Annotated in this window: 22 protein-coding genes, 1 other RNA gene and 1 pseudogene; 8 read left to right on the top strand and 16 right to left on the bottom strand. The window is 71.6% G+C overall.

Going from position 1 to position 24,285, the window contains the following annotated elements; genetic code table 11:
* Positions 1–36: 36 nt before the first annotated feature.
* The 4 genes from AC0680_RS27345 to AC0680_RS27330 all read right to left on the bottom strand — a co-directional run bounded on the left by AC0680_RS27345 (position 37) and on the right by AC0680_RS27330 (position 3,130).
* Positions 37–978 (bottom strand): transporter substrate-binding domain-containing protein, encoded by a 942-nt coding sequence (locus AC0680_RS27345; protein ID WP_478633605.1) that lies wholly within the window; start codon positions 976–978, stop codon positions 37–39.
* A 35-nt stretch (positions 979–1,013) separates the two neighbouring features.
* Positions 1,014–1,745, bottom strand: coding sequence for a hypothetical protein (locus AC0680_RS27340; RefSeq protein WP_478633603.1), 732 nt, complete (start codon positions 1,743–1,745; stop codon positions 1,014–1,016).
* On the bottom strand, positions 1,742–2,236 hold the full coding sequence (locus AC0680_RS27335; protein ID WP_478633600.1) for a hypothetical protein: 495 nt from the start codon (positions 2,234–2,236) through the stop codon (positions 1,742–1,744). Before AC0680_RS27335 ends, AC0680_RS27340 begins: the two co-directional genes overlap by 4 nt.
* 273 nt (positions 2,237–2,509) lie before the next feature.
* The gene (locus AC0680_RS27330) at positions 2,510–3,130 is read right to left on the bottom strand and encodes a hypothetical protein (protein ID WP_478633599.1); all 621 of its coding nucleotides are present in this window, start codon (positions 3,128–3,130) and stop codon (positions 2,510–2,512) included.
* 172 nt (positions 3,131–3,302) lie between these two features.
* Between AC0680_RS27330 and AC0680_RS27325 the strand changes: the two genes are divergently transcribed.
* Positions 3,303–4,145, top strand: coding sequence for an SAM-dependent methyltransferase (locus AC0680_RS27325; RefSeq protein WP_478633597.1), 843 nt, complete (start codon positions 3,303–3,305; stop codon positions 4,143–4,145).
* A 58-nt stretch (positions 4,146–4,203) separates the two neighbouring features.
* On the opposite strand, the gene AC0680_RS27320 is transcribed toward AC0680_RS27325, so the two are convergent.
* The 6 genes from AC0680_RS27320 to AC0680_RS27295 all read right to left on the bottom strand — a co-directional run bounded on the left by AC0680_RS27320 (position 4,204) and on the right by AC0680_RS27295 (position 12,628).
* Positions 4,204–4,875, bottom strand: a complete 672-nt coding sequence (locus AC0680_RS27320; protein ID WP_478633594.1) for a hypothetical protein — start codon at positions 4,873–4,875, stop codon at positions 4,204–4,206.
* Between the two features lie 101 nt (positions 4,876–4,976).
* Positions 4,977–5,597, bottom strand: coding sequence for a hypothetical protein (locus AC0680_RS27315; protein ID WP_478633591.1), 621 nt, complete (start codon positions 5,595–5,597; stop codon positions 4,977–4,979).
* Positions 5,594–6,223, bottom strand: coding sequence for a hypothetical protein (locus AC0680_RS27310; RefSeq protein ID WP_478633588.1), 630 nt, complete (start codon positions 6,221–6,223; stop codon positions 5,594–5,596). Before AC0680_RS27310 ends, AC0680_RS27315 begins: the two co-directional genes overlap by 4 nt.
* Positions 6,224–6,256: 33 nt before the next feature.
* Positions 6,257–7,549 carry a hypothetical protein gene (locus tag AC0680_RS27305; RefSeq protein ID WP_478633585.1) on the bottom strand — a complete coding sequence of 431 codons (1,293 nt, stop codon included), beginning with the start codon at positions 7,547–7,549 and terminating at the stop codon, positions 6,257–6,259.
* A gap of 5 nt (positions 7,550–7,554) precedes the next feature.
* Positions 7,555–7,824, bottom strand: a complete 270-nt coding sequence (locus AC0680_RS27300) for a hypothetical protein (protein ID WP_478633582.1) — start codon at positions 7,822–7,824, stop codon at positions 7,555–7,557.
* A 94-nt stretch (positions 7,825–7,918) separates the two neighbouring features.
* Positions 7,919–12,628 (bottom strand): FtsK/SpoIIIE domain-containing protein, encoded by a 4,710-nt coding sequence (locus tag AC0680_RS27295; protein ID WP_478633579.1) that lies wholly within the window; start codon positions 12,626–12,628, stop codon positions 7,919–7,921.
* A gap of 253 nt (positions 12,629–12,881) precedes the next feature.
* Here AC0680_RS27295 and AC0680_RS27290 point away from each other — a divergent pair, with 253 nt between their 5' ends.
* Positions 12,882–13,169, top strand: a complete 288-nt coding sequence (locus tag AC0680_RS27290; RefSeq protein WP_366420837.1) for a WXG100 family type VII secretion target — start codon at positions 12,882–12,884, stop codon at positions 13,167–13,169.
* 340 nt (positions 13,170–13,509) lie between these two features.
* On the opposite strand, the gene rnpB is transcribed toward AC0680_RS27290, so the two are convergent.
* Positions 13,510–13,926, bottom strand: an RNA gene (gene rnpB / locus AC0680_RS27285) — RNase P RNA component class A.
* Positions 13,927–14,048: 122 nt separating this feature from the next.
* Here rnpB and AC0680_RS27280 point away from each other — a divergent pair.
* Both AC0680_RS27280 and AC0680_RS27275 read left to right on the top strand, forming a co-directional pair.
* Complete coding sequence (locus AC0680_RS27280; RefSeq protein WP_478633575.1) at positions 14,049–14,855, top strand: MerR family transcriptional regulator; 807 nt, start codon at positions 14,049–14,051, stop codon at positions 14,853–14,855.
* A complete protein-coding gene (locus AC0680_RS27275; RefSeq protein ID WP_478633572.1) occupies positions 14,852–15,511 on the top strand; it encodes a hypothetical protein in 660 nt (219 codons plus the stop codon). The genes AC0680_RS27280 and AC0680_RS27275 overlap by 4 nt, the downstream gene beginning before the upstream one ends.
* Here AC0680_RS27275 and AC0680_RS27270 read toward each other — a convergent pair.
* Positions 15,498–16,982 carry an RNB domain-containing ribonuclease gene (locus AC0680_RS27270; RefSeq protein ID WP_478633569.1) on the bottom strand — a complete coding sequence of 495 codons (1,485 nt, stop codon included), beginning with the start codon at positions 16,980–16,982 and terminating at the stop codon, positions 15,498–15,500. The two genes, AC0680_RS27275 and AC0680_RS27270, sit on opposite strands and share 14 nt — an antisense overlap.
* Positions 16,983–17,159: 177 nt before the next feature.
* Here AC0680_RS27270 and yaaA point away from each other — a divergent pair, with 177 nt between their 5' ends.
* Together yaaA and eda are read left to right on the top strand one after the other, a co-directional pair.
* On the top strand, positions 17,160–17,957 hold the full coding sequence (yaaA, locus tag AC0680_RS27265) for a peroxide stress protein YaaA (RefSeq protein ID WP_478633768.1): 798 nt from the start codon (positions 17,160–17,162) through the stop codon (positions 17,955–17,957).
* A 135-nt stretch (positions 17,958–18,092) separates the two neighbouring features.
* A complete protein-coding gene (eda, locus tag AC0680_RS27260; protein ID WP_478633566.1) occupies positions 18,093–18,749 on the top strand; it encodes a bifunctional 4-hydroxy-2-oxoglutarate aldolase/2-dehydro-3-deoxy-phosphogluconate aldolase in 657 nt (218 codons plus the stop codon).
* A gap of 142 nt (positions 18,750–18,891) precedes the next feature.
* On the opposite strand, the gene AC0680_RS27255 is transcribed toward eda, so the two are convergent.
* The 4 genes and pseudogenes from AC0680_RS27255 to AC0680_RS27240 all read right to left on the bottom strand — a co-directional run.
* Positions 18,892–20,082, bottom strand: a complete 1,191-nt coding sequence (locus tag AC0680_RS27255) for a bifunctional RNase H/acid phosphatase (protein ID WP_478633563.1) — start codon at positions 20,080–20,082, stop codon at positions 18,892–18,894.
* 3 nt (positions 20,083–20,085) lie between these two features.
* Positions 20,086–20,829: a zinc ribbon domain-containing protein gene (locus AC0680_RS27250; RefSeq protein ID WP_478633766.1), complete on the bottom strand. Its 744-nt coding sequence runs from the start codon at positions 20,827–20,829 to the stop codon at positions 20,086–20,088.
* Positions 20,826–21,701 (bottom strand): Nif3-like dinuclear metal center hexameric protein, encoded by an 876-nt coding sequence (locus AC0680_RS27245; RefSeq protein ID WP_478633561.1) that lies wholly within the window; start codon positions 21,699–21,701, stop codon positions 20,826–20,828. The genes AC0680_RS27250 and AC0680_RS27245 overlap by 4 nt, the downstream gene beginning before the upstream one ends.
* A 361-nt stretch (positions 21,702–22,062) precedes the next feature.
* Positions 22,063–22,206 (bottom strand): annotated as a pseudogene (locus AC0680_RS27240) (ABC transporter substrate-binding protein); the annotation flags it as partial.
* Between the two features lie 212 nt (positions 22,207–22,418).
* Here AC0680_RS27240 and AC0680_RS27235 point away from each other — a divergent pair.
* Positions 22,419–23,810, top strand: a complete 1,392-nt coding sequence (locus tag AC0680_RS27235; protein ID WP_478633559.1) for a hypothetical protein — start codon at positions 22,419–22,421, stop codon at positions 23,808–23,810.
* Positions 23,811–23,970: 160 nt separating this feature from the next.
* Entirely contained in the window at positions 23,971–24,123 is a 153-nt protein-coding gene (locus tag AC0680_RS27230; protein ID WP_467665961.1) for a hypothetical protein, read from the top strand.
* Positions 24,124–24,285 lie beyond the last annotated feature (162 nt).

Here is a 24,285-nt window from a genome sequence, read left to right as displayed (position 1 = left end):
GACGCCGTACGGCCCGCCGGGTGTCTTCCACGGGCGTCAGGTCCGGGGCCGATCCCGGCAGGAGAGGGCGTCGATGGTCTCGACGCGTGGCTTGTAGTCGGTCTCCCAGGTGACGTCGGCCTTCGGTATCGACCACAGCGAGGTCGCGAAGTCATGGCTCCAGCTGTTGCTGCCGACGTAGTCGCGCAGCGCGTCGCGCAACCGCAGGCAGTCCTTGCGGTGGCCCTTGTTCATGGCGATGCCGTAGTGGTTGGCCGACCCGTAGGTGAGGTCGGGGACGACCCTGAGATCCGGGTTCTCCTGCGTGAAGCCGTAGAGGATCATCTGGTCGGTGGAGACCGCGTCCGCCACCTTCTTGACCTTGAGGTCCTCGATGCAGCTGGAGGCGTCCGGCCGCTCGTAGACCGCGATCCGGCTGTACTCGGGGCCCTCCAGCGTGGTCACCGAGGTGGTCCCGGGCCAGGTGCAGACCCGCTTGCCGAAGAGGTCGTCGGGCTTGCGGATGCGGTGGTCGCCCTTGCGGACCATGATGCCCTGGTAGGTGGAGGCGTACGGGCCCGCGAAGTCCAGCTTCCTCATCCGCTCGACGGTGATCGAGAACGTCGCGACGACCAGGTCCTTCTTCTTCTCCGTCAGCACCGCGCTGCGGTCCTCGGACGGCACGATCCCGAAGTCCGGTTCGGCGCCCACGGACTTGAGGATCTCCTGGGCGACGGTGATGTCGAAGCCGGAGAACTTGTAGGTGTGGACCACGCCGGTGCCCGGCTGGTCGTTCTTCGCACCGACCGAGACCCTGCCGGCCTCGAAGAGCGAGGGCGCGGCGGAGGCTCCGCAGGCGGTCGCGGTCAGCGCGGCCCCGGCGAGCAGCAGCGCCCCCGGAAGCGTCCGCCGCCCCCTGCGAACGCGCCCCCGCCACCACACGCCGGCCCTGGCCCTCGCCCCGCCCTTCGCCGCTGCGCCTGCTCCTGCTCGCGTCATCTCCCCGTCCTCCCCGTCCTCCCCGTTCGCCCCGTCTATGCGTCGTACAGCACCGCGCCCGTCGCATGAACGTCCATGCGGCAGCCGCGCGCCGTGTGCAGCCGGACCTCGATGCGTACGCTGCGGACCCCCGCGCCCAGCGAGAACTCGGCCGTGCCACCGGGGCGGATCTCCTTCGACTGAGCCGCGGCGCCCGAAGTGAGCAGCGAAAGCGTGGCGCTGGTGTCCGGAAGGCAGGTGGGCCCGGCCGGTTCGTGGTCGGCGATGGCCAGCGTCAACCGCAGGGCGTCGCGGGGCTGTGCCAGGGCGGACGCGTCGAGCCGTAGGGCCAGGGCGCGATGCCCGGCGCCGTCCAGCGGCTGCCCGCCCTGCGTACGCACCTGCCCGGTCACATCGATCTCACCGTGCGTCAGGACGTGGCGGAACGCCAGCCAGCCCCCGACGGTGGCCAGGACGGAGACCAGCGAGAGGACGCCGACCACACGGGCGTCGCGGGGCCTTCGGCCGAGGACGCGGGCGACCGCCGTGCCCAGCGACAGAGCGGCCAGCGTGCCCCACAGGGTGTACTGCCGGGCCGGTCCGTCCGGCCAGTTGGTTCCGGCGATCACCAGGGCGGCGCAGGCCAGCAGCAGGGGCAGCCAGCGGGCGCTGGGGTGCATCACCCACTTGATGATGACGTTCCTGATGTCATTGGCCGCGATGGAGTGATCGCCGTGCGCCGTCGGGTTGTTGTAGACGTCCCCGTGGTCGCCGGGGCGGCCGGTCATGAGCCGTCCCGGGTGCGCTCGCCGCCTCCCATGTGGATGTCGCCGTGGATCTCGACGGCCGCGATGGAGCCCTGGCCGGTCGCGGTCGGGGTGTTGTGCACGGTGTACCCGCCGGTGGACGGGTCGAGCCGGTCGACGTGGTCCAGGAGGTGGGCGGCGTCGCGCCGGGCGGCCGGGGCGCGCAGCCAGGCGGTCACCGCGTCGGACAGCAGTCGGCGCTCCTGGTCGGTGAGCGTCGCGAGCAGCTCGTCGAGGGCGTCCGCACGGTCGGCGTCCAGCGGAGGGGTCGTGCCGGCGTCGGCGTCACCGCCGAGGTCGCCGTCGGTGCCGTCGCCACGGCGCAGCAGCCGGCGGAAGAAGCCCTCGCCGGCCGTCACGGTGCGTTCGGCGATCCGCTGCTGGGCGGCGGTGATCACCGAGGTGCCGAGGCTGTTCGCGGCCAGGGTGAGATAGGGAGCGATTTCGGTGGACACGGTCGCCAGGTCGGACATCCAGCTCTCCCCCACGGATGGACATCAGGGGCGCACCGGGGGCGCAGCACACCACCCCCATCACCCTTACGAGGAAGGCGTGTTACCCATGTGGAGGATGCATCACACCCCCACCACTGAGGGGTTTCGAGCCGTATTTCAGGCCGGGGTGGCATTGGGGCGACTGATGCCCCTTCTGGGAAGCGGCGACGAAACGGCCCCGCCCCACCCCCTCGAAGAGGGGCGGGGCGGGGCCGACGGCCTGCGGGCCCGGAGAGAACCCGGCAGGACGCGTCACGCCAGGGGCAGAGCCTTGGCCGCGGCCTGAACCTGGTCCGTGGACACCGGAAGGTCCTTGGTCGGAAGCTTGTCCGTGGACAGCGGCAGGCCCTTGGTGGGGAGCTTGTCGGTCGACAGCGGCAGCCCCTTGGTCGGCAGCTTGTCCGTGGCGAGTCCGCCGGTGGGCAGCTTGTCCGTGGACACCCCGCTGGTCGGCAGCTGGTCCGTGGACACTCCACCGGCGGGCAGCTGATCGGTGGACAGCCCGGCGGTCGACACCGGCAGACCCTTGGTGGTCGGCAGTCCCTTGGCGGGCAGCCCCTTGGTCGGCAGGCCCTTGGCCGGCAGCGCCTTGGTCGGCAGCCCACCCATCAGCGCCCCGCCCGCCGTGGCGGTCTTCGTCGTCTCCCCCAGGACGTCACCGGCCGATCCGGCGACATCGCCGGCCAGCGGCGCGACCGTCTGCGCGGCCGTCTGCGCGGCCCCGCTCGCCGAACCACCGAGCTCACCGGGGTCAACGGCACTCGTGCCGCCCAGGTCGGGAGCCTTCGGCACCTCGACGGCCTGGGCGGCACCGGCCGACCCCAGCGTCAGGGCGGCTGCTGCGGTGGCGGCGGCGGTGAGGACTCGTCGCATCAAAACTCCTTAGGGAGGTGGGGAGATGGGCTTTTATGAAAAGAACGACGCACCCCGCCACCAGACACGCACCACACCCCTCACACGGTCCACGTGCAGCCGCCGGTCAACGCGCTACGGTGACAGCCACGTTGGGAACCGCCGCGCATCGGGCGGGGAGGGAGTGCCGGGCATGCCGAAGCCGGAGGACTGGATGACGGCCCGCCCCGAGCCGCCGGTCGAACTCCACCCGGACAGGCCGCACGCGGCACGCGTGTACGACGTGCTCCTCGGCGGCACCACCAATTACCCCGCCGACCGCGCCGCGGCCGAGCAGACGCTCGCCGCCCTGCCGAACGCCTCCGTGATCGCCCGGCAGAACCGGGCCTTCATGCGCCGGGCGGTCCGGTATCTGACCGCCGAGGCCGGAGTCCGGCAGTTCCTCGACCTCGGAACGGGCATCCCCACCTCACCCACGCTCCATGAGGTCGTCCAGGCCATCGCCCCGCGGTCACGGATCGTCTACGCCGACAACGACCCCATCGTGCTGGCGCACTCGCGTGCCCTGCACACCAGCCACCCCGACGGCCGGACCGCCTACATCCAGGCGGACCTGTGCTATCCGGACGAGCTCCTCCAGAACCGGCGGTTACGGGAGACCCTCGACCTGGGGCGGCCCGTCGCGCTCACCCTGATCGCCGTACTGCACTGGCTGCCGGCCCGGCGCGATCCGTACGCCATCGTCCGCCGGCTGCTGCGTGCGCTCCCCTCCGGCAGTTTCCTGGCCCTGACCTACGTCACGGACGGCTTCGCGCCCGCCGCCCTGGAGAGCGTCCCGGGAACCCTCCGGACCACGGTGCCCCACCTCAACGCCCGCAGCAGGAACGAGGTCCTGCGGTTCTTCGACGGCCTGGAGCTGGTCGAGCCGGGCGTCGAGGTGGCCCAGCGGTGGCGACCGGACCACACCGGCCCCGCAACGGCCACCTGGGGCTACACCGGCCCCCCGCTCTACGCGGGGGTCGCCCGCAAGGCCTGAACCTCCCCAATCCGCGGGCCGCGGGCCATACGGTCCCGCTCCTCCCCCAGTGCGGCGGCTACTCGCGCTCGCCCCGGGACATCCGCATACAGCCCCACATGCCAAAGCCCACGAAGAGCGTCGCCAGAGCGGCGATCAGGCCCACGTACGACCCGGGCCACCCCGACTTCCATGCCTCATCTCCCGGGTCGGCCACCCCTTCGGGGTCGTACCGAACCCGCAGGATGTCACCTCGCTCACTCCCGGGCCCACAGCCATCCTGCTCCTTGAGATCCGGCTCGATCTTCGACCCGTTCGGCTTCTGCAAGGTGCACTGATAGGTCTTCCCCCCACCATCGTCCACCGCCACGACCTCGGCATTGACCCAACGGCCGCGGTCCTTCAGCGCCGCATCCGCGCCCGCCGACTGCGACACATATGCCAGCACGGAGCCGGCGACCAGTGACAGCACGAGCCGCCGTGCGAACTTCCGCTGTCCGCGGGAGGTACGCCGAATCCACAAGACCGGTACCAGAAGCGAGGCGAGCGGCATGAGGAGCCATCCCAGCAGAGGAACCCAACCCCTGATCCACGGATCCAGCGGGACCGCGGGTGCCGACCACATGAGCCCGATGATGCCGGCCGTGCACACGACGTAGAACAACAGCCATGGCAGAAATACTGATCGGCCTTCCCGGGCATGCTCGAAAGCAACCCCCGCACCGATGGCGAACTCGCCTTCCTCCCGCACCGTTTACCAGCCTAACTACCCGTGCCGCCTGTCGGCCGGATGCAAGTTGCGTGCAAAATTTTCGAAGCCACCCAGGCAACCGGTGGGCTCCCCTCTTGCCATCAATCAACGGCAATGTCGTTCGGGTGCACCACCTTCAGGCTTCGGGCGAATGCGTCGAACGCGTCAATATTCGCGGACACCCAGCCGAGGTCGTCGCTGATGGTGCGCATGGACAAGTCAATGCCGTAAGAATCGACGCGCCACCCGTAGTTGACCGACATGCCGAGAGCTTCGCCGCCCTTCGGCACGAAGTGCCGGATGGAGCGTCGCCCCTTGCCGAGGTTGTCGGTGGTGAAGTCCTCGATGTGGGGATCCTGCGCCGCTCCGGGCTCGTTGCGCTGCACCAGTGCGTCCAAAAGCTCCTCCACCGGCCCTTCCGACCGGGCCGCGTAGAAGAAGAACGGCACGAGCTGCCTGCGGAGATCCGGAAGGTAGGCGAACATGTAGTGCATAGGGATCTTCTGCGGAAACTGCTCGGAGAGGCCCTCAAGCATGTGCGCCAGCTCCTTCACCTGCGACTTGTCGCGAGGGCCGTCCTCGATGAGGGCGCAGTGCAACTCGGCGCACTTCTTCGCCCACTTCCGCCGCTGCCGGTCAGCACCCCTCCCTTCGAGGATGGGGACGGCGATCCACGCGTCCGGCAGGTCTTCGGTGAAGTCGAGTGCGTACGGAATGCTCATGCTGCGCTCCAACGGAAGGTGGTCATGACGGCGTCGAAGAGTTCGGTGAGGATGTCGAGGAAGTCCTGCGGGGTGCCGTCGGGCGTGAGCGTGGTGAACGAGACGATGAGCCATTCGCTCACGTCCCCGTGATCCGGCACCGGCACCACGTAGTTGACTTGCCGGCTGGGTACCGAGTCCTCCTCTTTCGGGTTGGCGGGTACGGAACGCTGGCAACGAACGCCGGGCACGTCGTCCAGCGTGATGTCCTGCGACGGCCCGAAGTCCTTGGTCAGATGGCTCATGGTCTCGCTCGGCGAGGTCTGCGCGGCGAGACCTGGGGAGACCTTGGCGACCAGGAAGGAGGCGGGCGCGACGAATCCGTGGATCGGCTCCACGGGGAGGTAGATGTCGACACCGTTCCGGTGCTTGGCGTCGGCGACAGCCCGGTTGAGCCGGCTGTGCAGCTCAAGTCGGGCCTTCGTCACCTTCTCCTTGGGGGTCGCCGGGTCCAAGAACTTGACAGAGTGATCGACGATCCTCTTGATCGCGTCCTGCATCTCGGACTTCGATCTCAGTGGAATGCGGTCCCATCCCGGCGGCATCAGGAGCGTGTAGCCGCCGACCGTCATCTCAGGGATTTCCACGGTGCTCATTCCTCGCGTTCCGAAGGGGGCCGATTACCAGGCCGACGTGGCAGGCACCTTCCAGGTGTCGCCCTTGAAATCGTTGTAGGCGCCCCAACTGGGCTTGTGTTCCATGTTCGTGTCCAACACATCGTTGGCCAGGTCTACGCCCGCGTTGAGGGTGTCATTGTCGCCAAAACCCTTGTCGAAGACGTCCGCGCCCAATCCGGTCCACTGCATGCCGACCGCGGCACCATATGCCGCGTGTCCACCGGCGACGGTCACTGATGACACGGCGTCCCCGTGCGCGGCGGCGTTCGCTCGGAGCCCCTGGAGCATGCCGATTCCGCTGTCGTCACCCTGGTTGAGGAACTTGCCCCACTTCCCGATGTGGGCAGTGTCGTCCGCGACCTTCCCGCCGTCGCGGGAGATCAGCTTCAGCAGGGTGTTCCTCTCCTGCCTGATGGCTGCCTTCGTGGCGTCGTCCCCGGCGTTGGCGAGTGCGTGGGAGAGCTGGTTGCGCATGCCCTTGGTGGCGGCAAGGCCATCCTTGAGACGCGTGGTGCGGCTCGCGGCAGCCGCGGTACGCGCGGTCGAACCCGCTGCCTTCAGCCCCTTCGCCGCGAGCGCACCACCGGCGAACGTGACCAGACCGATGCAGTCGAACGCCACGTCCATCCAGCTTGCCTGTCCAGCGGCCACCAGCATCATTCGACCGGCGACCACCGCGAGGCCGATCGCGAGGCCGATCCCGACCAGGATGTTCAGTCCGGGGATGAACATCGACACGATGGCGAGGGCCGTCCCGATCCAGCCGAGGATGTCGAGGAACAGCTTGAATCCCTCGGAATGCTCCTTCACCCAACCGACCGCGTCGTCCCAGAGGTCGTCCTCGACGTCGTCGTCGAGCGCGTCCTCGATCTGGCCGCCGATCTTCGCGCCGAACCTCAGGTAGTGGCCCACGGCCTCGTCCATGCGGGACTTGGCCGCGTCCACCGCGGCCTCGTCCTTCTCGTCCTGCTGCGCCTGACTACGTGCCTTCACGGTCTCCCCCTGGGCGTACTCCAGCTCCTTCGCCCAGTCCCGGAGCAGGCCGGCGACCTTCTCGTACCGGCCCTCGACCTTGCTGAGCCTGCCCGCGAGATCCTCCGAGCCCTCGGTGAGCTTCTGCTTGTACTTGCCCTTGAGGTTCTCGGACTTACCGATTTCGCGGAGGGCCCGGGACTGCTCCCTGATGGTCTCTGCGATGTTGTCGAGCCGCCGGGCTTCTTCCCGGACCTCGTAGGGGTCACCGGGAGTCGGGTCACTCTCGGAGAGCGGAGACCAATCGACCGGACGCCTACCCATGATTCCTACTCCCCCTTCTCGCCGTCGGCTTCTTTGAACTTCTTGATGACTTCCTTGACCCGCTTTTCGGCGTCCGCCATCTGCTGCACAAGCTCTTTTCGGTGGTCATCCCAGTTGTCGACGAACTCCTGCATGGCCCCGATGATGTTGCCGTTTCCGTAGGCGTCCGCCATGGCGTCCTGGTTGGCCCCGCACGAATTGAACTCGCGATTGAGCCTGGCGAAGTTCTTCTTGATCTCCAGCAGCTCGTCGTAAGAAACTCGCAGGTCGCTCAATGCGCCCGACCTCCCCCTTGGTTGATCCTGTATGAGACCGTCTGTCGGCCCGTGCACCTGCGGGCCGACAGGTGTGAAACTCGATCGAGCGTCCTCAGCCCGCCGGCACGGCCACCGTGAACGCCTCCCCGCTCCCCAGGTGCAGCAGGCCCTTGCCCGGGGTCACCGGCCCGCCCACCGCGCTCCGGTTCAGGCGTACGCCGATCAGTTCGCCGCTCGACGTGTCCTGTGGTGACAGCAACAGGCCGCGCTTGGACTTCTTCAGGTCGACCTGCCAGCCGCTGAAGCCCGAGCAGACGTCGTCCTCGTCACCGGCGATGACGATGCCGATGCCGCGGTCGGCGCCGGTCGCGATCAGCCTCTTGAACTCGTCCTCCGCATCGCAGTCCTCAAGGAGCTCGCCGTCGTCGATCAGGACCACGATCGGACGCTCCAAAGACGCCGTGGCCACGGCCTCCTTCAGCTCGTCCTCCTCGATGTCGCTGCCCGTGAAGACCGCCAGCACACCCTTTTGGCCCTTGAGTTGGCGCAGCGGAGAGGTCCGCGGGGCCGCGACGACCAGTCGGGCTCCGCGGCGGCCCACATACGTGGCCGCCAGGTTCATCAGCACGGTCGAGCGACCCGACTTCGCCGGGCCCGCGATCACGAAGCCCGGCAAGCCCTGTGCCAGGTCCGGGCCGAAGGCCGTCAGGTCGTCACCGCCGACGCCCACCAGGCCCCACAGTCGCGAGGCGGACGCCGCCGGGTCGGCGTACTGCCACGCCTGGTGGAAGGTGATGCGGCCGGGCAGCGAGTCCACCCGGAACGGCCGCAGCGTCCGCGGAACTGCCGCGTCCCGGTGGGCCGCCCCCTCTCCGATGGCCACGATCGCCGCGTTCTGGCCCTGCCCGGTGGCGTCCTCGCTCAGCAGCGCGAACTGGATCTCCGTTCCCGTCTCGTTGCGGAACGCGCGGCCGGGCGCGATCTCCTCGGGCACCTTGCGGCTGTTGAGGCCGAGCATCGAGAAGTCGGTGCGGTCCGAAAGGCGCAGGGCGAGCTTGTCCTCCGTCAACGAGGAGATCCGGCCGGTGAGGAGCTGTCGGTCGCCCGTGATCACCAGGTGGATGCCGACGCTGGCGCCCTCGCGCATCAGGCTCAGCAACTCGTCGGTCAGCTCGCCGTGTTCCAGCTCGCCCAGGGACGAGATCCAGCCCTCCCAGCGGTCGAGCAGCACCACGATGTGCGGCAGTCGCTGGTCCTGGGGCACCCCGGCGCGCTGCTCGCCGATGTCCGCGAAACCGTACTGCGCGAGCAGCTCCTGCCGCCTGCTCGCCTCCGCCGAGAGGCGGCGGACCAGGCGGGTGGCCCGCTCGCTCTGGTTGCGGCCCACCACCGCGCCGCAGTGCGGCAGCTTGGTCAGTGCGTTCAGCGCGCCGTTGCCGCAGTCGATGCCGTACAGGTGGACGTCGGCGCAGGAGAGGGTGCGGGCCAGGGAGCCCGCGATCGTCCGCAGCACCTGGGAGCGGCCGCTGCGCGGCGCACCCGCGACGAGCAGGTGGCCGAAGGTGGCGAAGTCGATCGCGGCCGCGCGGCGGGACTGGCTCGCCGGCAGGTCCTCGATGCCGTACGGCGCCGCGGGCAGCGGGCCCTGGCCCTGCACGGCCGGCAGGTCCGCCGGCAGCACGGTCTCCGCGAGGGCCGGCAGCCACGGGCTGTGCTGCTGCGGGATCCGCAGGTGGGCGTTGGCCTCCCGGATGGCGTCGACCAGGACCTTCAGGTCGGTGATCTCCTCCTCCTCGCTCTTGGCGGTCGCGGGCTTGGCCAGCGCCTGGCGGCCCAGGCCGGCCCAGTCCAGCTCCCCGGACCACGGGGCGAGGACCGTCGGGTCCACGGTGCCGGGGCGGCGGCCGCCGACGCGGCTGGACTGGAAGGGGATGAGGGAGGCCGCGCCGGTGCGCACGTAGGCGCGGCCCGGGTTGTTCTTGGAGATGTTGCCGGCCTCGGGCGAGTCGATGACGTCCGTCGACTCGCCGCCGTCGGTGACCCGCAGGGCGATCCGAAGGTTGGTGTTGGCCCGGATCTCCGGCGAGACCACGCCGGACGGCCGCTGGGTGGCCAGCATCAGATGGATGCCGAGGGAGCGGCCTCGCTGTGCGATGTTGACCAGGCCGGTGACGAAGTCCGGCATGTCGCGGACCATGGACGCGAACTCGTCGATCACGAGGAGCAGTCGGGGCAGCGGCGCCACCCCCGGATGACGGCGCACCAGGTCCTGGTAGTCCTCGATGTCCTTCGCACCGACCTGGGCCAGGATGTGCTCGCGGCGGTGCAGCTCGGCGCCGAGCGACTCAAGGGCCCGCTCGACGAGGTGGGCGTCGAGGTCGGTGACCATGCCGACGGTGTGCGGCAGGTGGACGCAGTCCTTGAACGCGCTGCCGCCCTTGTAGTCGACGAGCACGAAGGTCATGTTCTCCGGCGTGTTCGCCACCGCGAGCGCGGCGACGATCGTCTGCAGCAGCTCGGACTTGCCGGAACCCGTCGTACCCGCGATGAGGCCGTGCGGCCCGTCCTTGCGGATGTCGATGCCGAAGGGACCGTCGTACGACTCGCCGACCATCGCCAGCGTGGACTGCCCGCCGGTCTGCCAGCGGCCGACCACCGCGCCGGCCGTCGGCGGCTCCATCCCGATGACGTCAAGGAGCCGGCTGGCGTCCGGCAGCGCGCTGTCCGTCGCCTCGCCGCTGATGTCGCGCAGCGGGGCGAGGGACCGCGCCACCCGGGCGCACCACTCCGGCGAGACGAAGTCGGGCCGGACGCCCAGGACCTTGGCGCTGCCCTCCTGCTGCACGCGCAGCCGCAGCACGGAGGGGTCGAACTGCTCCCCGGCGGTCGGCGTCGTGCGCGCGGGGGCGCCGCTCTGGTTGTGGAAGGCGAGCATCACAGCGGCGGTGTTGGTCATCTCCGGTGAGGCGGCCGCGGACGACTTGCTCCGCTTCTTCTTGCGGCGCGACGTGCCGGCCTCGGCCTCCTTCATGCGCCGCTCCTCCTCGGCGGCCCGCCGCAGCACCTCCATGGCGTCGGTCGCGCCGCCGCCGGCCTGCTTCTCGTGCGCGGCGTGCCGGGAATTGCGCGGCTCGGCGATCACGACGCCCTTGCACTCTCCCGGCAGGAAGCGCTCCTCCCCGTCCAGGCAGATCGCGTACATCGATACGGCCGGGCCTTCCTGGAGCAGCCGTACGACGCCGGGCATCGAGCGCAGTCGGCGTGTGCCGTCCCAGACGACGACGATGTCGGGGTCGGCGAAGCCCGCCTGACCGCGGTTCTCCTGGGCGGCCTTCTGCCGGGCCTCGAGGATCTGGGTGAGTTCACCGATGCGGGCGCCGACGGTCTCGGCGTCGTTCCCGATGAGGACGTTGGCGTCCTGCGCCCTCGGGCGGGCGTGCGGCAGCCAGCGGACCCAGTCCCAACTGCCCTGCGCGTGCGCCTCGGTGAGCACGTAGAACTGCACGTCCAGCGGGCTGTGCAGGGCGGCCGCCTGCGTCACCGTCCATCGCGCCAGGCTGCGCGCGGTGTCGTCGGGACCCGCGAATCCGATCACGCCGAGCCGGCCCAGGTGCAGGGTGACGGGGGTGTCGGCGATGTCCCAGGTCACCTGGCGGCGGTGGTCGTCCTGCTCGGGGTCGTCGAGGACGACGGCGGAGGGCAGCCGGCCGGTGCCCACCCGCAGCAGCAGGTGGTCGGTGTCGCTGCGGCGGCGTTCCCACAGACGAGTTCGGGGGCCGGTGGCGTTGGCCCAGACGGTGCCGGGGTCCGGGTGGTCGAGGTCGCGGTCGCCGCGCTCCAGGACCAGCGCCTCCTGTGCGTCGCGCTCGATCCGGGCCTTGTGCTCCTCGTATTCCTGGACCTGCTTGGCATGGGACTTGCGGCCGTGCTTCTTGTCCCAGAAGTAGTTGCCGAGCATGATCAGCGGGCTGAAGAGCGCGATCGCCAGGTACGTCGTACGCCCCATCGCAAACGCCATGGTGACGGCCATGACGAGCGGGGACAGCGCCATCAGCCAGGGCAGCGGGCGGGCCTCGAACTCCTTCGGGGGCGCCGGCAGACGGAACTTGGTGACGCGCTCCGGCGGGCGCAGCCGCGGCGGGCGGTTGTAGTCGAGCCCGGAGCCGTCGTCGGACCACTTCAGGGCCGCGTCCGGGGGCGTGTAAGGGGCCACGTCGAGCAGGGTGTTGCCGATGGCGAGCTGGCAGCCGACGCGCAGCTGCTGCCCTTCGAGCGGCTTGCCGTCGACCCGCACGTCGAACGTGGGCCCCTTGCTCTCGGGCGCCGCGCCGGGCCGGCCGCCCTGCTGCTCGGCCGGCTGCAGACCGGCGTGCACGGCCAGGCGGAGGTCGTCCGGGGCGACCACGTAGAGCGTCAGCGCGCGCTGGGGCAACTCCGGGTCATCGACGATCAGTTGGCAGCCCTGGCCGGAGCCCATGTCGTACCGGCCGATGCCGAACCGGTACACGGCGCCCGCGTCGGGCCCGCCGGCCACCCGGATCTCGACGACACCGGACTGCTCGCCGGGCAGCGAGCCGGAGGGGTCGTCCAGGCTCACCACCGCGCCGTCGCGCAGCGGCGAGGTGGTGACGGTGTGGTGGGGGTCCACTTGGCAGTGGTCGACGTAGAGCACGGGCCCGGGCTGTCCGGGCGCGATCCCGCCCCGCACCCGGACCGCCAACTCCCGGGCGACGGCGTCGATTCGGGCCTCGGGGTCGGCGTCGAGGACGAGGTCTTTGCTGGCGTTCGTATAGGGGTCAACGACAGTCAGCTTCAAACGCACACTTAACTCCTCCTCGAATTACCGCTCTACGAGATCGAGAATATCCTCCCGGCAACGCGGCCAGGCACCCTCGATATGTCCCAACAACGTCCCGATTTAGGAGAGTTAAAACGGACACCGGGCCTGCGCTTATGCGCCTGTGCGGGTTAGCGACTAAGGTTCCCAACGGCGTGCGCCCAACTCGGGTGCGCGCCATGCGTATACGCCGGGAGGGGAACCTCGCGGTTGTCGAAACGGAGGGAAGGGGAGCGTCATGGCCAAGGACCTTGATGTCACATACGAGGACATGCGGGCCGCCGCGAAGAAGATGAACCGCGAGAAGGAGCGCATCGAGGAGAAGCTTCACGACCTGAAGTCCTACATCGACGGCCTGCTCGAGAACGGCTTCGTCACCCGGTCGGCCTCGAAGAAGTTCGGCCACGACTTCGACGAGTTCAAGCAGGGCATGTCGAAGACCAACGAGGGTCTCGACGGCCTGGCTCAGTACCTGGAGAAGGCGGCGGACTCCTTCGAGAACCTCGACCAGGAGCTCGGCAAGTAAGTCGGCGACCGCCGCGGCCGAGCCTGACTGCGTACACGGCGCCGGGGTGAGGGCGGTGTCGGCCCGGATTGGCCGGCACCGCCCTCACCCCTTTTCCGCTTTCCGCGTCATGACACCAGGCGTAATGAGCGGCCGGGCCGCCACCCCGAGACCCCGCCCACAATTTCGCTACTTCCGTTGCAGCCCTTACAGCGCGCCCACAAAATATTCACAGGCACCCACCCGCCGGTCGGCTTCTGTGATTCTCTTCCGCATGAGCCCGATTACGGTCATGTCGAATTGCGCCACGACCAAGAGGCAAGGCGGTGGCGGTACGGCGCATACGGCCGGAGGGGAAAGGCGGACGAGTCGGCCTATACGCCGGGTTCTGTCGCCCCCGGTCCTTGCGGGCCGGGGGGAGACGGCCATCCATCTAGGGCTGCCGTTGCCGGCAGCCTCGTGCGGTCTACCCGCGGACTCGGGCGGGCAGCCCTCGATCGTCCGCGCAGGGGCATCAGCGATGCCCCCTCTTGACCTTGCTCCGGGTGGGGTTTACCTAGCCCTCCGAGTCACCTCGGAGGCTGGTGGTCTCTTACACCACCGTTTCACCCTTACCCGCGCCTTGCGGCCCGGGCGGTTTGCTTTCTGTGGCACTGTCCCGCGGGTCACCCCGGGTGGGCGTTACCCACCACCCTGCCCTGTGGAGCCCGGACGTTCCTCGGGAGGATCCGCGCATCCGAAGATGTCAGGACCCCCACGCGGCCGTCCGGCCGGCTCGTCCGCCGTGCCGACCATGGTACCCACTGGTCGAGGGGCCGCGTGCCGCCCCTCGCCGGCCGGCCGCGGGCCGCCCCGGTCCGCCCTTGACCTTGTCGCAGCGGCAACGTTTCTACTGGACGCATGAGAATCGGTGAGCTCGCAGGTCTGGTCGGCGTCAGCACCCGCGCCGTGCGCCACTACCACCACCTCGGTCTGCTGGCCGAGCCCGCACGCCGGGCCAACGGCTACCGGGAGTACGGGCTGCGGGACGCGGTCGAGCTCGCGCGCCTGCGCCGGCTGACGGAGCTGGGGCTCGGGCTGGACGAGGTACGCGACGTGCTCGCCGACGACTCCGGGCGCGAGCTGGACGAGGTGCTGGCCGAGCTGGACGCGGATCTGGCCCGCCAGGAGGAGCAGATCCGCGAGCGGCGGGGTCGGCTGGCCGCCCTGCGGCGGCAGGCGGAGCAGCACGGGGGGCTGTGGGCGGAGGGGCCGGTATCGGACGAACTGGCGGCCGTCTTCGGGGAGATGGCCCGTACCTCGGCCGCGCGTCCCGGTCCGGAGCCCGCGATGGCGGCGAAGGAGCGTGAGGTGCTGGCGCTGATGGAGTCGATGGCGGGAGGGAAGGAGGGCAGCCGGGTGGTGGCGCTGCTGGAGGAGGCCACCTCGGCACCTGGGGCGATGGAGCGCACGTACGAGGTGTACGGGCTGCTCGACGCGCTGGCAACGGCCGCGCCGGACGATCCGCGGGTCGCGCACGCCGCACAGGCGCTCGCCGAGTGCATTCCGGACTCGGTGTTCGCCGAGGTCGGCGGGGAGGACTGGGAGCGGGCGGCCGGCCCGGGGACGGACGACGGCTTCGTAGCGGCGTACTACGCGCACTTCGCGCCCGCGCAGGCGGAGGCCGTGCGGCGGGCGATCCGGCTCGTGGCGGAGCGTGCCCGGTGAGCCGGGGCGGCGCGCTGCGCGCACTGGCTGCCCACGAGGGCCGCTGGATGGTGAGCCTGGGACGGTGGGTGGCGCGGCGGCCGATCGGGGTGACGGCGGGAGACCGGGCGATGCCCTATGCGGGGGCGCAGGCGGCGCTGGTGTACGGGCTGACGTTCGTGTGTGTGGTGGAGACCGTCGGGCTGCATGTGCTGCTGGGCGGTGTGCCGGTGGCGCGTGAGGTGATGCTGGTCCTCGACGTCTACACGGTGCTGATGATGCTGGGGTTCCAAGCGGCGGCGGTCACCCGGCCGCATGTCCTGGGCGCCGGTGAGCTGCGGCTGCGCGAGGGGGCGCGGCGGGAGCTGCGGATACCGCTGGAACGGATCGTCTCCGTGCGCCATGACCTGCGGTTCAGCAAGGAGGGTGGGGCCGGGGTCGTGGAGCTGGCGGTCGGCGGGCAGACGTCGGTGACCGTGGAGCTGGCCGAGCCGGTCGAGACCGCGACGCTGCTGGGGCGGCGGGAGACGGTGCGGACGGTGCGGTTCCACGCCGATGACGCGCGGGGCGCGGTGGCGGCCGTGCGGGCTGCGGTGACGGCGGCGCGCGACGAGGGGCCCGGGGCGCCGGGGACACCCCAGGCACCGGGTACCCCCGAGGCGGTCAGGCAGGGGTGAAGCGGACCGGTTCGCGGCCCGGCTCCGCCTCGGCGAGGCGGACCCGGATGCGGTGGCCCAGGGGCAGCTCGGGGCCGTTCGAGGCGGCGTCGACCGGGCCGATGACGGCCGGGTCGTAGAGGTGGACGGTGCCCTGGGTGGGGTCCTTCTCCTGGATCTCGACGACCAGCGCCTCGAAGGTCTCGCCGACCCGGTCGCGCAGCAGCGCCGCCTCGACGAGGTCGACGCAGGCCCGCTCGACCCGGTTGGCGTGCTGGATGCCGGACTCCATCTCGCCCGGCAGCGCCGGCAGCGCGGCGCGCACCCAGTCGGCCGGCTCCTCGCCGGCGGAGGCGGCCAGGCACAGCTCGGAGGTGTAGCGGTCGACCAGCCGCCGCAGCGGAGCGGTGGCGTGCGCGTAGGGGGCGGCGACGGCGGCGTGCTGCACCTCGGAGGCCGTGGGCGGGGTGCCGTCGAAGACGGTGTAGCCGGCGCCGCGCAGCAGGGCGGTGCACTCCTGGAGGAACGCGGCGTGGGTGGCGCGGCGCGGGTCGAGGGTGCGGATCAGCGCGGCGTAGGAGGTGTGGTGCGGCCAGTCGATGCCCAGGGCGCGGGCGGTGAGGCGGAGCCGGGCGACCGAGCCGTCCGGGGCTCTGGGCAGGGTGCGCAGCACGCCGGTACCGGAGGCGAGCATCAGCTCGGCCGCAGCCACGCCCGTGAGCAGGGAGATCTGCGCGTTCCAGGCGTAGGCCGGCAGCGGGGCGCGGTATTCGAGGGTGTAGTGGCCGTCGTGCTCGACGATCTCCTGCTCGGGCACGTGCAGGGAGATCGCGCCCCGGGCGACCTCCTGCTCCTCGCGCAGCAGGCCGATCTCACGGAGCAGGGCGAGCGGCTCCTCGGCCGTCCCGTCGTCCAGGACCCGCTGGACGCCCGCGTAGTCCAGCTTGGCCCGGGAGCGGACCAGGGCGCGGCGCACCGAGGTGGCGGTCAGCGCGCCCTCCGCGTCGAGGTCGAGCTGCCACAGCACGGCCGGGCGGTCCTGGTCGGGCAGCAGGCTGGCGGCGCCCTCGCTCAGCGCGTAGGGGTGCAGCGGAACGCGCTCGTCGGGGAAGTACAGGGTCGTCACGCGGTGGTGGGCCTCGGCGTCCAGGGCGCCGCCCGGTGTCACGAAGGAGGCCACATCGGCGATGGCGTAGTGGACGCGGAAGCCGCCGCCGGTCCGCCGGGACAGGAACACCGCCTGGTCGAGGTCGAGGGAGCCGGGCGGGTCGATGGTGAACAGGGGGAGGTCGGTGGCGTCCTCCAGGGTGTGCTCGGTCGCCACCGCGCCGTCGGCGGCCGGGATCCGCGGGGCACGGGCGGCGCTCTCCGCCTCGGCCTGGGCCGTGGGCGGGAAGTGGTCCGGGATCTCCAGCTTTCCGCGCAGCTCACGCAGCGCGGCGCGCAGCGGGGCCTCGGCTGCGTCGGTCACATGCATATGGCGACGGGGCATGAAACCGAGCGTATGGCCGGCGGGCGTCGTTGGCGCGGTGTACACGGGCTGAGCAGCGCCTCCGCGGGCGGGGGGCGCGGCGGCCTCGGCCGCGGGGGCGTTCCGCACCCGGCCGCCGCAGGCCATACGCTTTCCCGGGGCCGCACCCCCGCCCGTACCGCCGTGAAGGAGAACACCGTGCTCGTGCTGTTGCCGCCGTCCGAAGGGAAGGCCACGCCGGGAGCCGGGGCGCCGCTGGACATCGGTGCGCTGTCGCTGCCGGGGCTGACCGACGCACGCCAGGCGGTGTTCGAGGAGCTGGTCGAGCTGTGCGCGGCGGACGAGGCGAAGGCCCAGGAGGTGCTCGGGCTGAGCGACGGCCTCCGGGGTGAGATCGCCAAGAACGCGGGGCTGCGGACCGCCGGGACGCGCCCGGCCGGGGAGATCTACACCGGCGTGCTCTACGACGCGCTCGGGGCCGGGTCCCTGGACGCGCGGGCGCGCAAGCTGGCCGAGCGCTCGCTGCTGGTGTTCTCGGGGCTGTGGGGCGCGGTGCGCCTCGGGGACCGGATCCCGTCGTACCGCTGTTCGATGGGGGTGAAGCTGCCGGGGCTGGGCGCGCTGGGCGCGTACTGGCGGGCGCCGATGGCGGAGGTGATGCCGCAGGCGGCCGGGGACGGGCTGGTGCTGGACCTGCGGTCGGCGGCGTACGCCACGGCGTGGAAGCCCAAGGGCGAGGTGGCCGGACGGACGGCGACGGTCCGGGTGCTCCAGTCGAAGATCGTGGCCGGTGTGGAGAAGCGGTCGGTGGTCAGCCACTTCAACAAGGCGACCAAGGGGCGGCTGGTGCGGGATCTGCTGTCCGCGGGGCTGGAGCCGGCGGATCCGGCGGAGCTGGTGGAGGCGCTGCGCGGGCTGGGTTACGTCGTGGAGGCGAAGGCGCCGGCGAAGCGCGGCACGGCGTGGTCCATCGATGTGATCGTGACGGAGCTATAGGGCCTGTGGCGGAGCTGTAGGGCTGGTGGCGGGGCGGCCGCGCATCTGAGGAGCGGACGGACCCAGGGCCGCAGCCCCTATGACTGTTGCAACATGCGCAACGGTCGTTGCGGAGAGTGGCTCCATGGGCGCACTATGGGCGGCGTGACCAGCGCCTCCTCCCCCGTGCCCACCGCCCCCTCGGTCGTCGGACTCGCCCCCGTCATCCCGGTCGTCGTGCTGGAGGACGCGGCCGACGCCGTACCGCTCGCCCGGGCGCTGGTCTCCGGCGGACTGCCCGCCATCGAGGTGACCCTGCGGACGGCCGCCGCGCTGGACGCCATCGCGGCCATCGCCCATGAGGTCCCGGAGGCGGTGGTCGGCGCCGGCACGCTGCTGACCCCCGAGCATGTCGCCGCGGCCGGTGCGGTGGGCGCGCAGTTCCTGGTCAGCCCCGGCTGGTCGCCGCGGCTGCTGCGCGCGATGCGGGACTCGGGCATCCCGTTCCTGCCCGGCGTCTCGACCGCCTCGGAAGTGGTGACCCTGCTGGAGGAGGGCGTCACCGAGCTGAAGTTCTTCCCGGCCGAGGCGGCCGGCGGCACGGCCTATCTGAAGTCGCTGGCCGCGCCGCTCCCGCAGGCCCGCTTCTGCCCGACCGGCGGGATCGGCCTGGAGTCCGCCCCGTCGTATCTGGCGCTGCCCAACGTCGGCTGCGTGGGCGGCACATGGATGCTGCCGGCCGACGCGCTGGCCGCCAAGGACTGGGACCGGGTGCGCCGGCTCGCCCTGGAAGCGGCGGCGCTGGCGGTCTGACGGCCGCCGCGCCCGGTGACGCGAACGGGCCCGGCGCATCGGATGGCCGATGCGCCGGGCCCGTCTGCCGGTGTCCCGTCTGCCGGTGTCCGCGCGGCAATCGCTCGCCTACGGGACGCGCCCGTCGCACCGGGCGCCCCGCCTACCGCAGATGCGAGGTGTCGTTCAGCAGCCGCAACGAGGCGTTGCCGTCCGCGAAGTACGCGACCGCGGAGAGCGAGGCCGCGGAGAGCTCCATACGGAACAGCGACTCCGGCGGGGCGCCCAGGGCCAGCCGGACCAGCGTCTTGATCGGCGTGACATGCGTGACCAGCAGCACCGTCTTGCCGGCGTAGCGGGCGAGCAGCTTGTCGCGGGCGACGGCGACCCGGCGGGCGACCGTCGCGAAGGACTCGCCGCCTCCGGTGGGCGCCGCCTTGGACGAGCCGAGCCAGGCGTCGAGGTCGTCGGGGAAGCGCTCGCGCACCTCGCCGAAGGTCAGCCCTTCCCAGGCGCCGAAGTCGGTCTCGCGCAGCCCCTCTTCGATGCGGACCTCCTGGCCGAGCCGGTCCGCGACCGCCTGGGCGGTCTCCCGGCAGCGCCGCAGCGGGGAGCTGACGACGGCCTGGACCGTGCCGCGTGCGGCGAGCGCGGCGGCGACCGCCTCGGCCTGGCGGCGGCCGGCGGCGGACAGCTCGGGGTCGGCGCCGCCGCTCCCGGAGAACCGCTTCTGGGGCGTGAGCGCCGTCTCGCCGTGCCGCAGCAGGACGAAGGTCGCCGGTACGCCGAGGTCGGGGGCGCCCCAGCCGGCCGGCGGGGCGGCGGCGGCCACCTCGTCCGCGGCCTCGGCCGCCTCGTCGGCGGCCCGGGCCGCGGCGCTGCGGGCCGGCGCGGGGGCGGTGGCGAGCGCCGCCCTGGAGTCCCGGGGCTCCCACTGCCTGCCGTTCTTGCCGGCGTCCATCGCCTCGTTCGCGAGCCGGTCGGCGTGCTTGTTCTGCGCGCGCGGGATCCATTCGAAGGAGACCTGGCCGGCCGGGAAGACCGCCCTGGCCTCGGCGGCCAGCGGCTTCATGTCCGGGTGCTTGATCTGCCAGCGCCCGGACATCTGCTCGACGACCAGTTTGGAGTCCATCCGCACCTGGATGCGCGCCTGCGGATCCAGCGCGTGCGCCGCCCGGAGGCCGGCCACCAGGCCCTTGTACTCGGCGACGTTGTTGGTCGCGGTGCCGATGAACTCGGCGGCCTCGGCGAGCGCCTCGCCCGTCTCCGGGTCGAGGACGACCGCGCCGTAGCCGGCCGGCCCCGGGTTGCCCCGGGACCCGCCGTCCGCCTCGACGATCAGCGTGCGCGCCATGACCTACAGGCCCGAGTCGGGCGTACGGACCAGGATCCGGCTGCAGTTCTCGCACCGCACGACGGCGTCGGCGGGGGCCGACCGCACGTCGTTCAGCTCGGTGATGTTCAGCTCCAGCCGGCAGCCCTCGCAGCGGCGCTGGTAGAGACGGGCCGCGCCGACGCCGCCCTCCTTGGTGCGGATGCGGTCGTAGAGCTTGAGGAGGTCGGCCGGGATGTCGGCGACGGTCAGCTCGCGCTCCTTGGTGACGGTGGCGGCCTCGGCGTCGATCTCGCCGGTCGCGGTGTCACGGCGGGCGACGGCGTCGTCGACCTTGGTCTGGATGGCCGCCACCCGGTCGGTCAGCTCGCCGACCCGCTCCTGGGCGGCCTCACGGCGCTCCATGACCTCCAGGACGACGTCCTCCAGGTCGCTCTGACGCTTCGCCAGCGAAACGATCTCGTGCTGGAGGTTCTCCAGGTCCTTGGGGGAGGTGACGGCTCCGGAGTCCAGGCGCTTCTGGTCGCGGGCGGCGCGCTGGCGCACCTGGTCCACGTCCTGCTCGGCCTTGGTCTGCTCGCGGCTGGTGTCGCTCTCCTCGGTCTGCGCGGCGACGAGCAGGTCGCGCTGCTGGGTGAGGTCGGCCTCCAGGGTCTGCAGCTCGGCCAGCTCGGGGAGGTTCTTGCGCCGGTGCGCGAGCTGGGTGAGCCTCACGTCCAGGTTCTGGACGTCGAGGAGGCGGATCTGGTCGGCGGGCGCGGCGTTCAGCGTGGGGCTCCTGTGGTGTGCGTCGGGGTGAAGAGAGGGGTGGACGCCGCGTGGGCGGTCCAGGGGTCGGTGACCGTACGGGAGACATGCGTGCGCAGTCCCCAGTCGTGCCGGTCGGAGACCGCGTCGAGCTGGGCCGCGGCCTGCTCGCACCACGGCCATTCGGTGGCCCAGTGGGCGGCGTCGAGCAGCGCCAGCGTGCCGTTCCGGGCGTGCTGGGTGGCCTCGGAGGCCGGGTGGTGGCGCAGGTCGGCGGTGAGGAAGGCATCCACACCGGCCGCCCGCACGTCCTCGAAGAGGCTGTCGCCGGAGCCGCCGGAGACCGCGACGGTGCGGATCTCCCGCTCCGGGTCGCCGGCCGCGCGGATGCCCTGCGCGGTGGCCGGCAGCCGGGCCGCGGCGTACGAGGCGAATTCGGCCAGCGTCATCGGATGCGCCAGCTCGCAGATCCGGCCCAGGCCGCGCCGGCCCGCCGGGTCGCTCGCGTCCGCCACCAGGGGGCCGAGGATGCGCAGATCCAGGGCGCCCGCCAGGGCGTCGGAGACACCGGGGTCGGCGGTGTCGGCGTTGGTGTGCGCGACGTGCAGGGCGATGTCGTGCTTGATGAGGGTGTGCACGACCTTGCCCTTGAAGGTCGAGGCCGCGACCGTCGTCGTGCCGCGCAGATAGAGCGGGTGGTGGGTGACGAGGAGGTCGGCGCCGAGCTTCACCGCCTCGTCGGCGATCTCCTGGACCGGGTCGACGGCGAACAGCACACGGCGGACCTCGGCGTCGGGATCTCCGCAGACCGTGCCGACGGCGTCCCACCCTTCGGCCCGCTCGGGGGGCCAGAGGGCGTCGAGCGCAGTGAGGACTTCAGACAGTACGGGCACGGAGGGAAGGTTACCCCCCGCCCGTGACAGGGGGCGGGGCCAACGGCGCGACGGGGGCAGCGGTGACGGGTGCGGACGCTCTCCCGGCCGGCCGCTACTCGGCCAGGAAGCCCCGCGGATCGTCCAGGACGCTGCCGGCCGCCGATCGCGGCGTCGGCCGCCTTACGGGCCGTGGTCGACTTCGCGAGGAACTTCGGGCGGAAGTCCGCCACCGCGATGTGGTCGAAGTCCCGGACGCAGTCTCCTTGACGCCCCAGTCCACGCCCATCGCCCGGCCGGTCGTGGGCAGCGGATCCCGTCCGGTGGCGACGACGAAACTCGCGCACCAGTGCCCGAGGCTGTCCCGGTGCACGCGCACGGACGCGGGCGCGGTCGGGCTTGAGCTTGTCGAGGGGGCGTAGCCGACCGGCTTGATACCCAGCGAGACGACGTTGTCGAGTCCGCCGACGTCGAGGACGACCACCCTCGTGGGCACGGCCGCCAGTCGCGTGCCGCCCATCGCGTGCTCCGACATCACGTACTCCAAGGGCAGGGCCGGACAGGGCAAGGTTAGGTGGACCTGACTCAATGCACGCTTGAAACCGCAAGCACAACCACCCCACCCGGCACCGGCGAACCGGACAACTGCCACCCTTATGCGTGAAGTACCGCAACTCGCGATGATCGTCCGCAAGTGCGAAAACTAGCTTCGGTTGCCGACTGGAGGTGACCGAAGCGATGACGATCTGCGCCACTGAGGACGCCACCGCCCTGGCCGGCCCGCGCCGCGCCGCCCTGACGATCGCCGCCGACGGCTCGTACGCCGCCCGGCTCGCCCGTCACGACGACGCCGCGGGGAGCTGGTACCCGGAGCGCTGGACGCTGAGCGGACCCGAGCCGTACGCCGTACCGCTGCCGGGCAGCCAGCCCGAGGAGCCGGACAGCGAACTGCTGCCCCTCACGGACGGCCGGGTGCTGATCCTGCGCCGGGTCGCCGACCGCTTCGCCCTCTGCCTGCTCTACCCGACGGACCCGGGGACCGGTGAGCTTCTGCTGGGCACCGTGGAAGCGCCCGAACTGACGCTGCTGCCACCCGCCCCCGACGGAACCCTCGGCTACGCGCTGGCCCCCGGGCCGCACCGCACCGGGCTGTGGCTGGTGCACGGCGGCGGGGACGGACCCGAGCGGATCGCCGAGATTCCGGGCCGCTGTACGGGCGGCGCCTGGCTGGACCGATGCGGCCGGCTCCTCGCCCTGGACCGGGAGTTGGACGGCCGGACCAAGACGGTGGTGGTCGACCTGGGGCGGGGCGGCGAGACCGGCCCGCTCCTGCAGATCACCGAGCACAGCAACGACCGGCTGCTGCTCGCCGACCCCGACAGCGGGCTGCTGCTCGTACGGTCGGATGCCCCTGGGTACGACCGGCTGGGCTGGGGCGTACTGGGCAGCAGCCTGCCGGTGCGCTTCCCGGAGTGCCTGCGGCCCGCCGGCCTCGCCTTCGAGGGCCGCGAACCCGGCGGTGGCGGAACGGGGAGTGGCGTGTCGGTGACCCCGTTCGCCGTCCAGCCGGGGCAGATGCTGGCGCCGGAGAGCTGCGCGGTGGCGTTCCGGATGGACGCGGCGAGCGGTACGTGGCTGGGGATCTGGCGGCCCTTGGGGCGGCGGCTGCGCCAACTCCCCGTACCGGAGGGGTGGCTGGCGGGGGCCGGGCGGTGGACGGCGGGCGGCGAACTGCTGCTGCCGTACGCGACGGACGCCGAGCCGTGCGGGGTGGCGCGGATGGCCATACCGCTGGAGCCGGTGGGGCGCGGCCCCGTGGAGCCGGTCGGGCCGGTGAAGACGGCGGGGCCGGTGGGCCCGGTGGGGCCCGTGGACCTCATGCAGGCGCTGAGGGCGGTGGGTCCCAAGGGTGCCGTGGAACAGAAGGGGACGGTGAGGCCGGAGCGCTCCCCTTCCGGGGCAAGCACCGGGAACGGCGCGGGGATTGTCCCGGATGCGGCGGATGCCGACAACCGCTCCACAAGATCCACACATCCGCGGCCCGTCGATGGGGAACCGCACCACTCCCCCGCACATCCTCGAATGTGCAGGCCAGTACCCCTGCAGCAGGCACCTCTCACGGCACGGTAGACCCGGTGCGGCGTGATTTTCGGCCCCGTTACTATTTCGGGCCGGGGCACGCAGCCGGTTGACCGGCCACCGACAGTTCCGCTCGGGGTCAGCCTCGGCGATCGTCGGGCGAGGTCCCGACGCGTAAAGCCGTAAGCGATCCGACGGAGTGACTCTCTTCATGTCCGAAGCCCGAACCGACACGACCCAGGCGCGCCCCCAGGAGGCATCCGCCCAGGCCGCCGAGGCCGCAAGCTCCGGCAGGCACCGTGGCCCGGCCGCCACGGAGGAGTCCGGCTCCACCCCCCATGGCCGGCACCGCCGCGACAAGTAGCCGCGGGGCCGGCGGATCGGGTGGCCCGCCGGCCTCGCGACAACGGCCGCGGGGGGGGGGGGGGGGGCGGGTGGGGGGGGGGGGGGGGGGGGGGGGTGTGTCGTTTTCTCTGTCGGTTTAGTCTGTTTTCCCGCCTCTCCCCAAGAGTGTGTTGGTGGCTGT

This window comes from Streptomyces sp. NPDC043738 (genome assembly GCF_056436545.1).
Note: the sequence above shows the minus strand (reverse complement) of the source record. Positions and strands in the feature narration are given on the sequence as shown.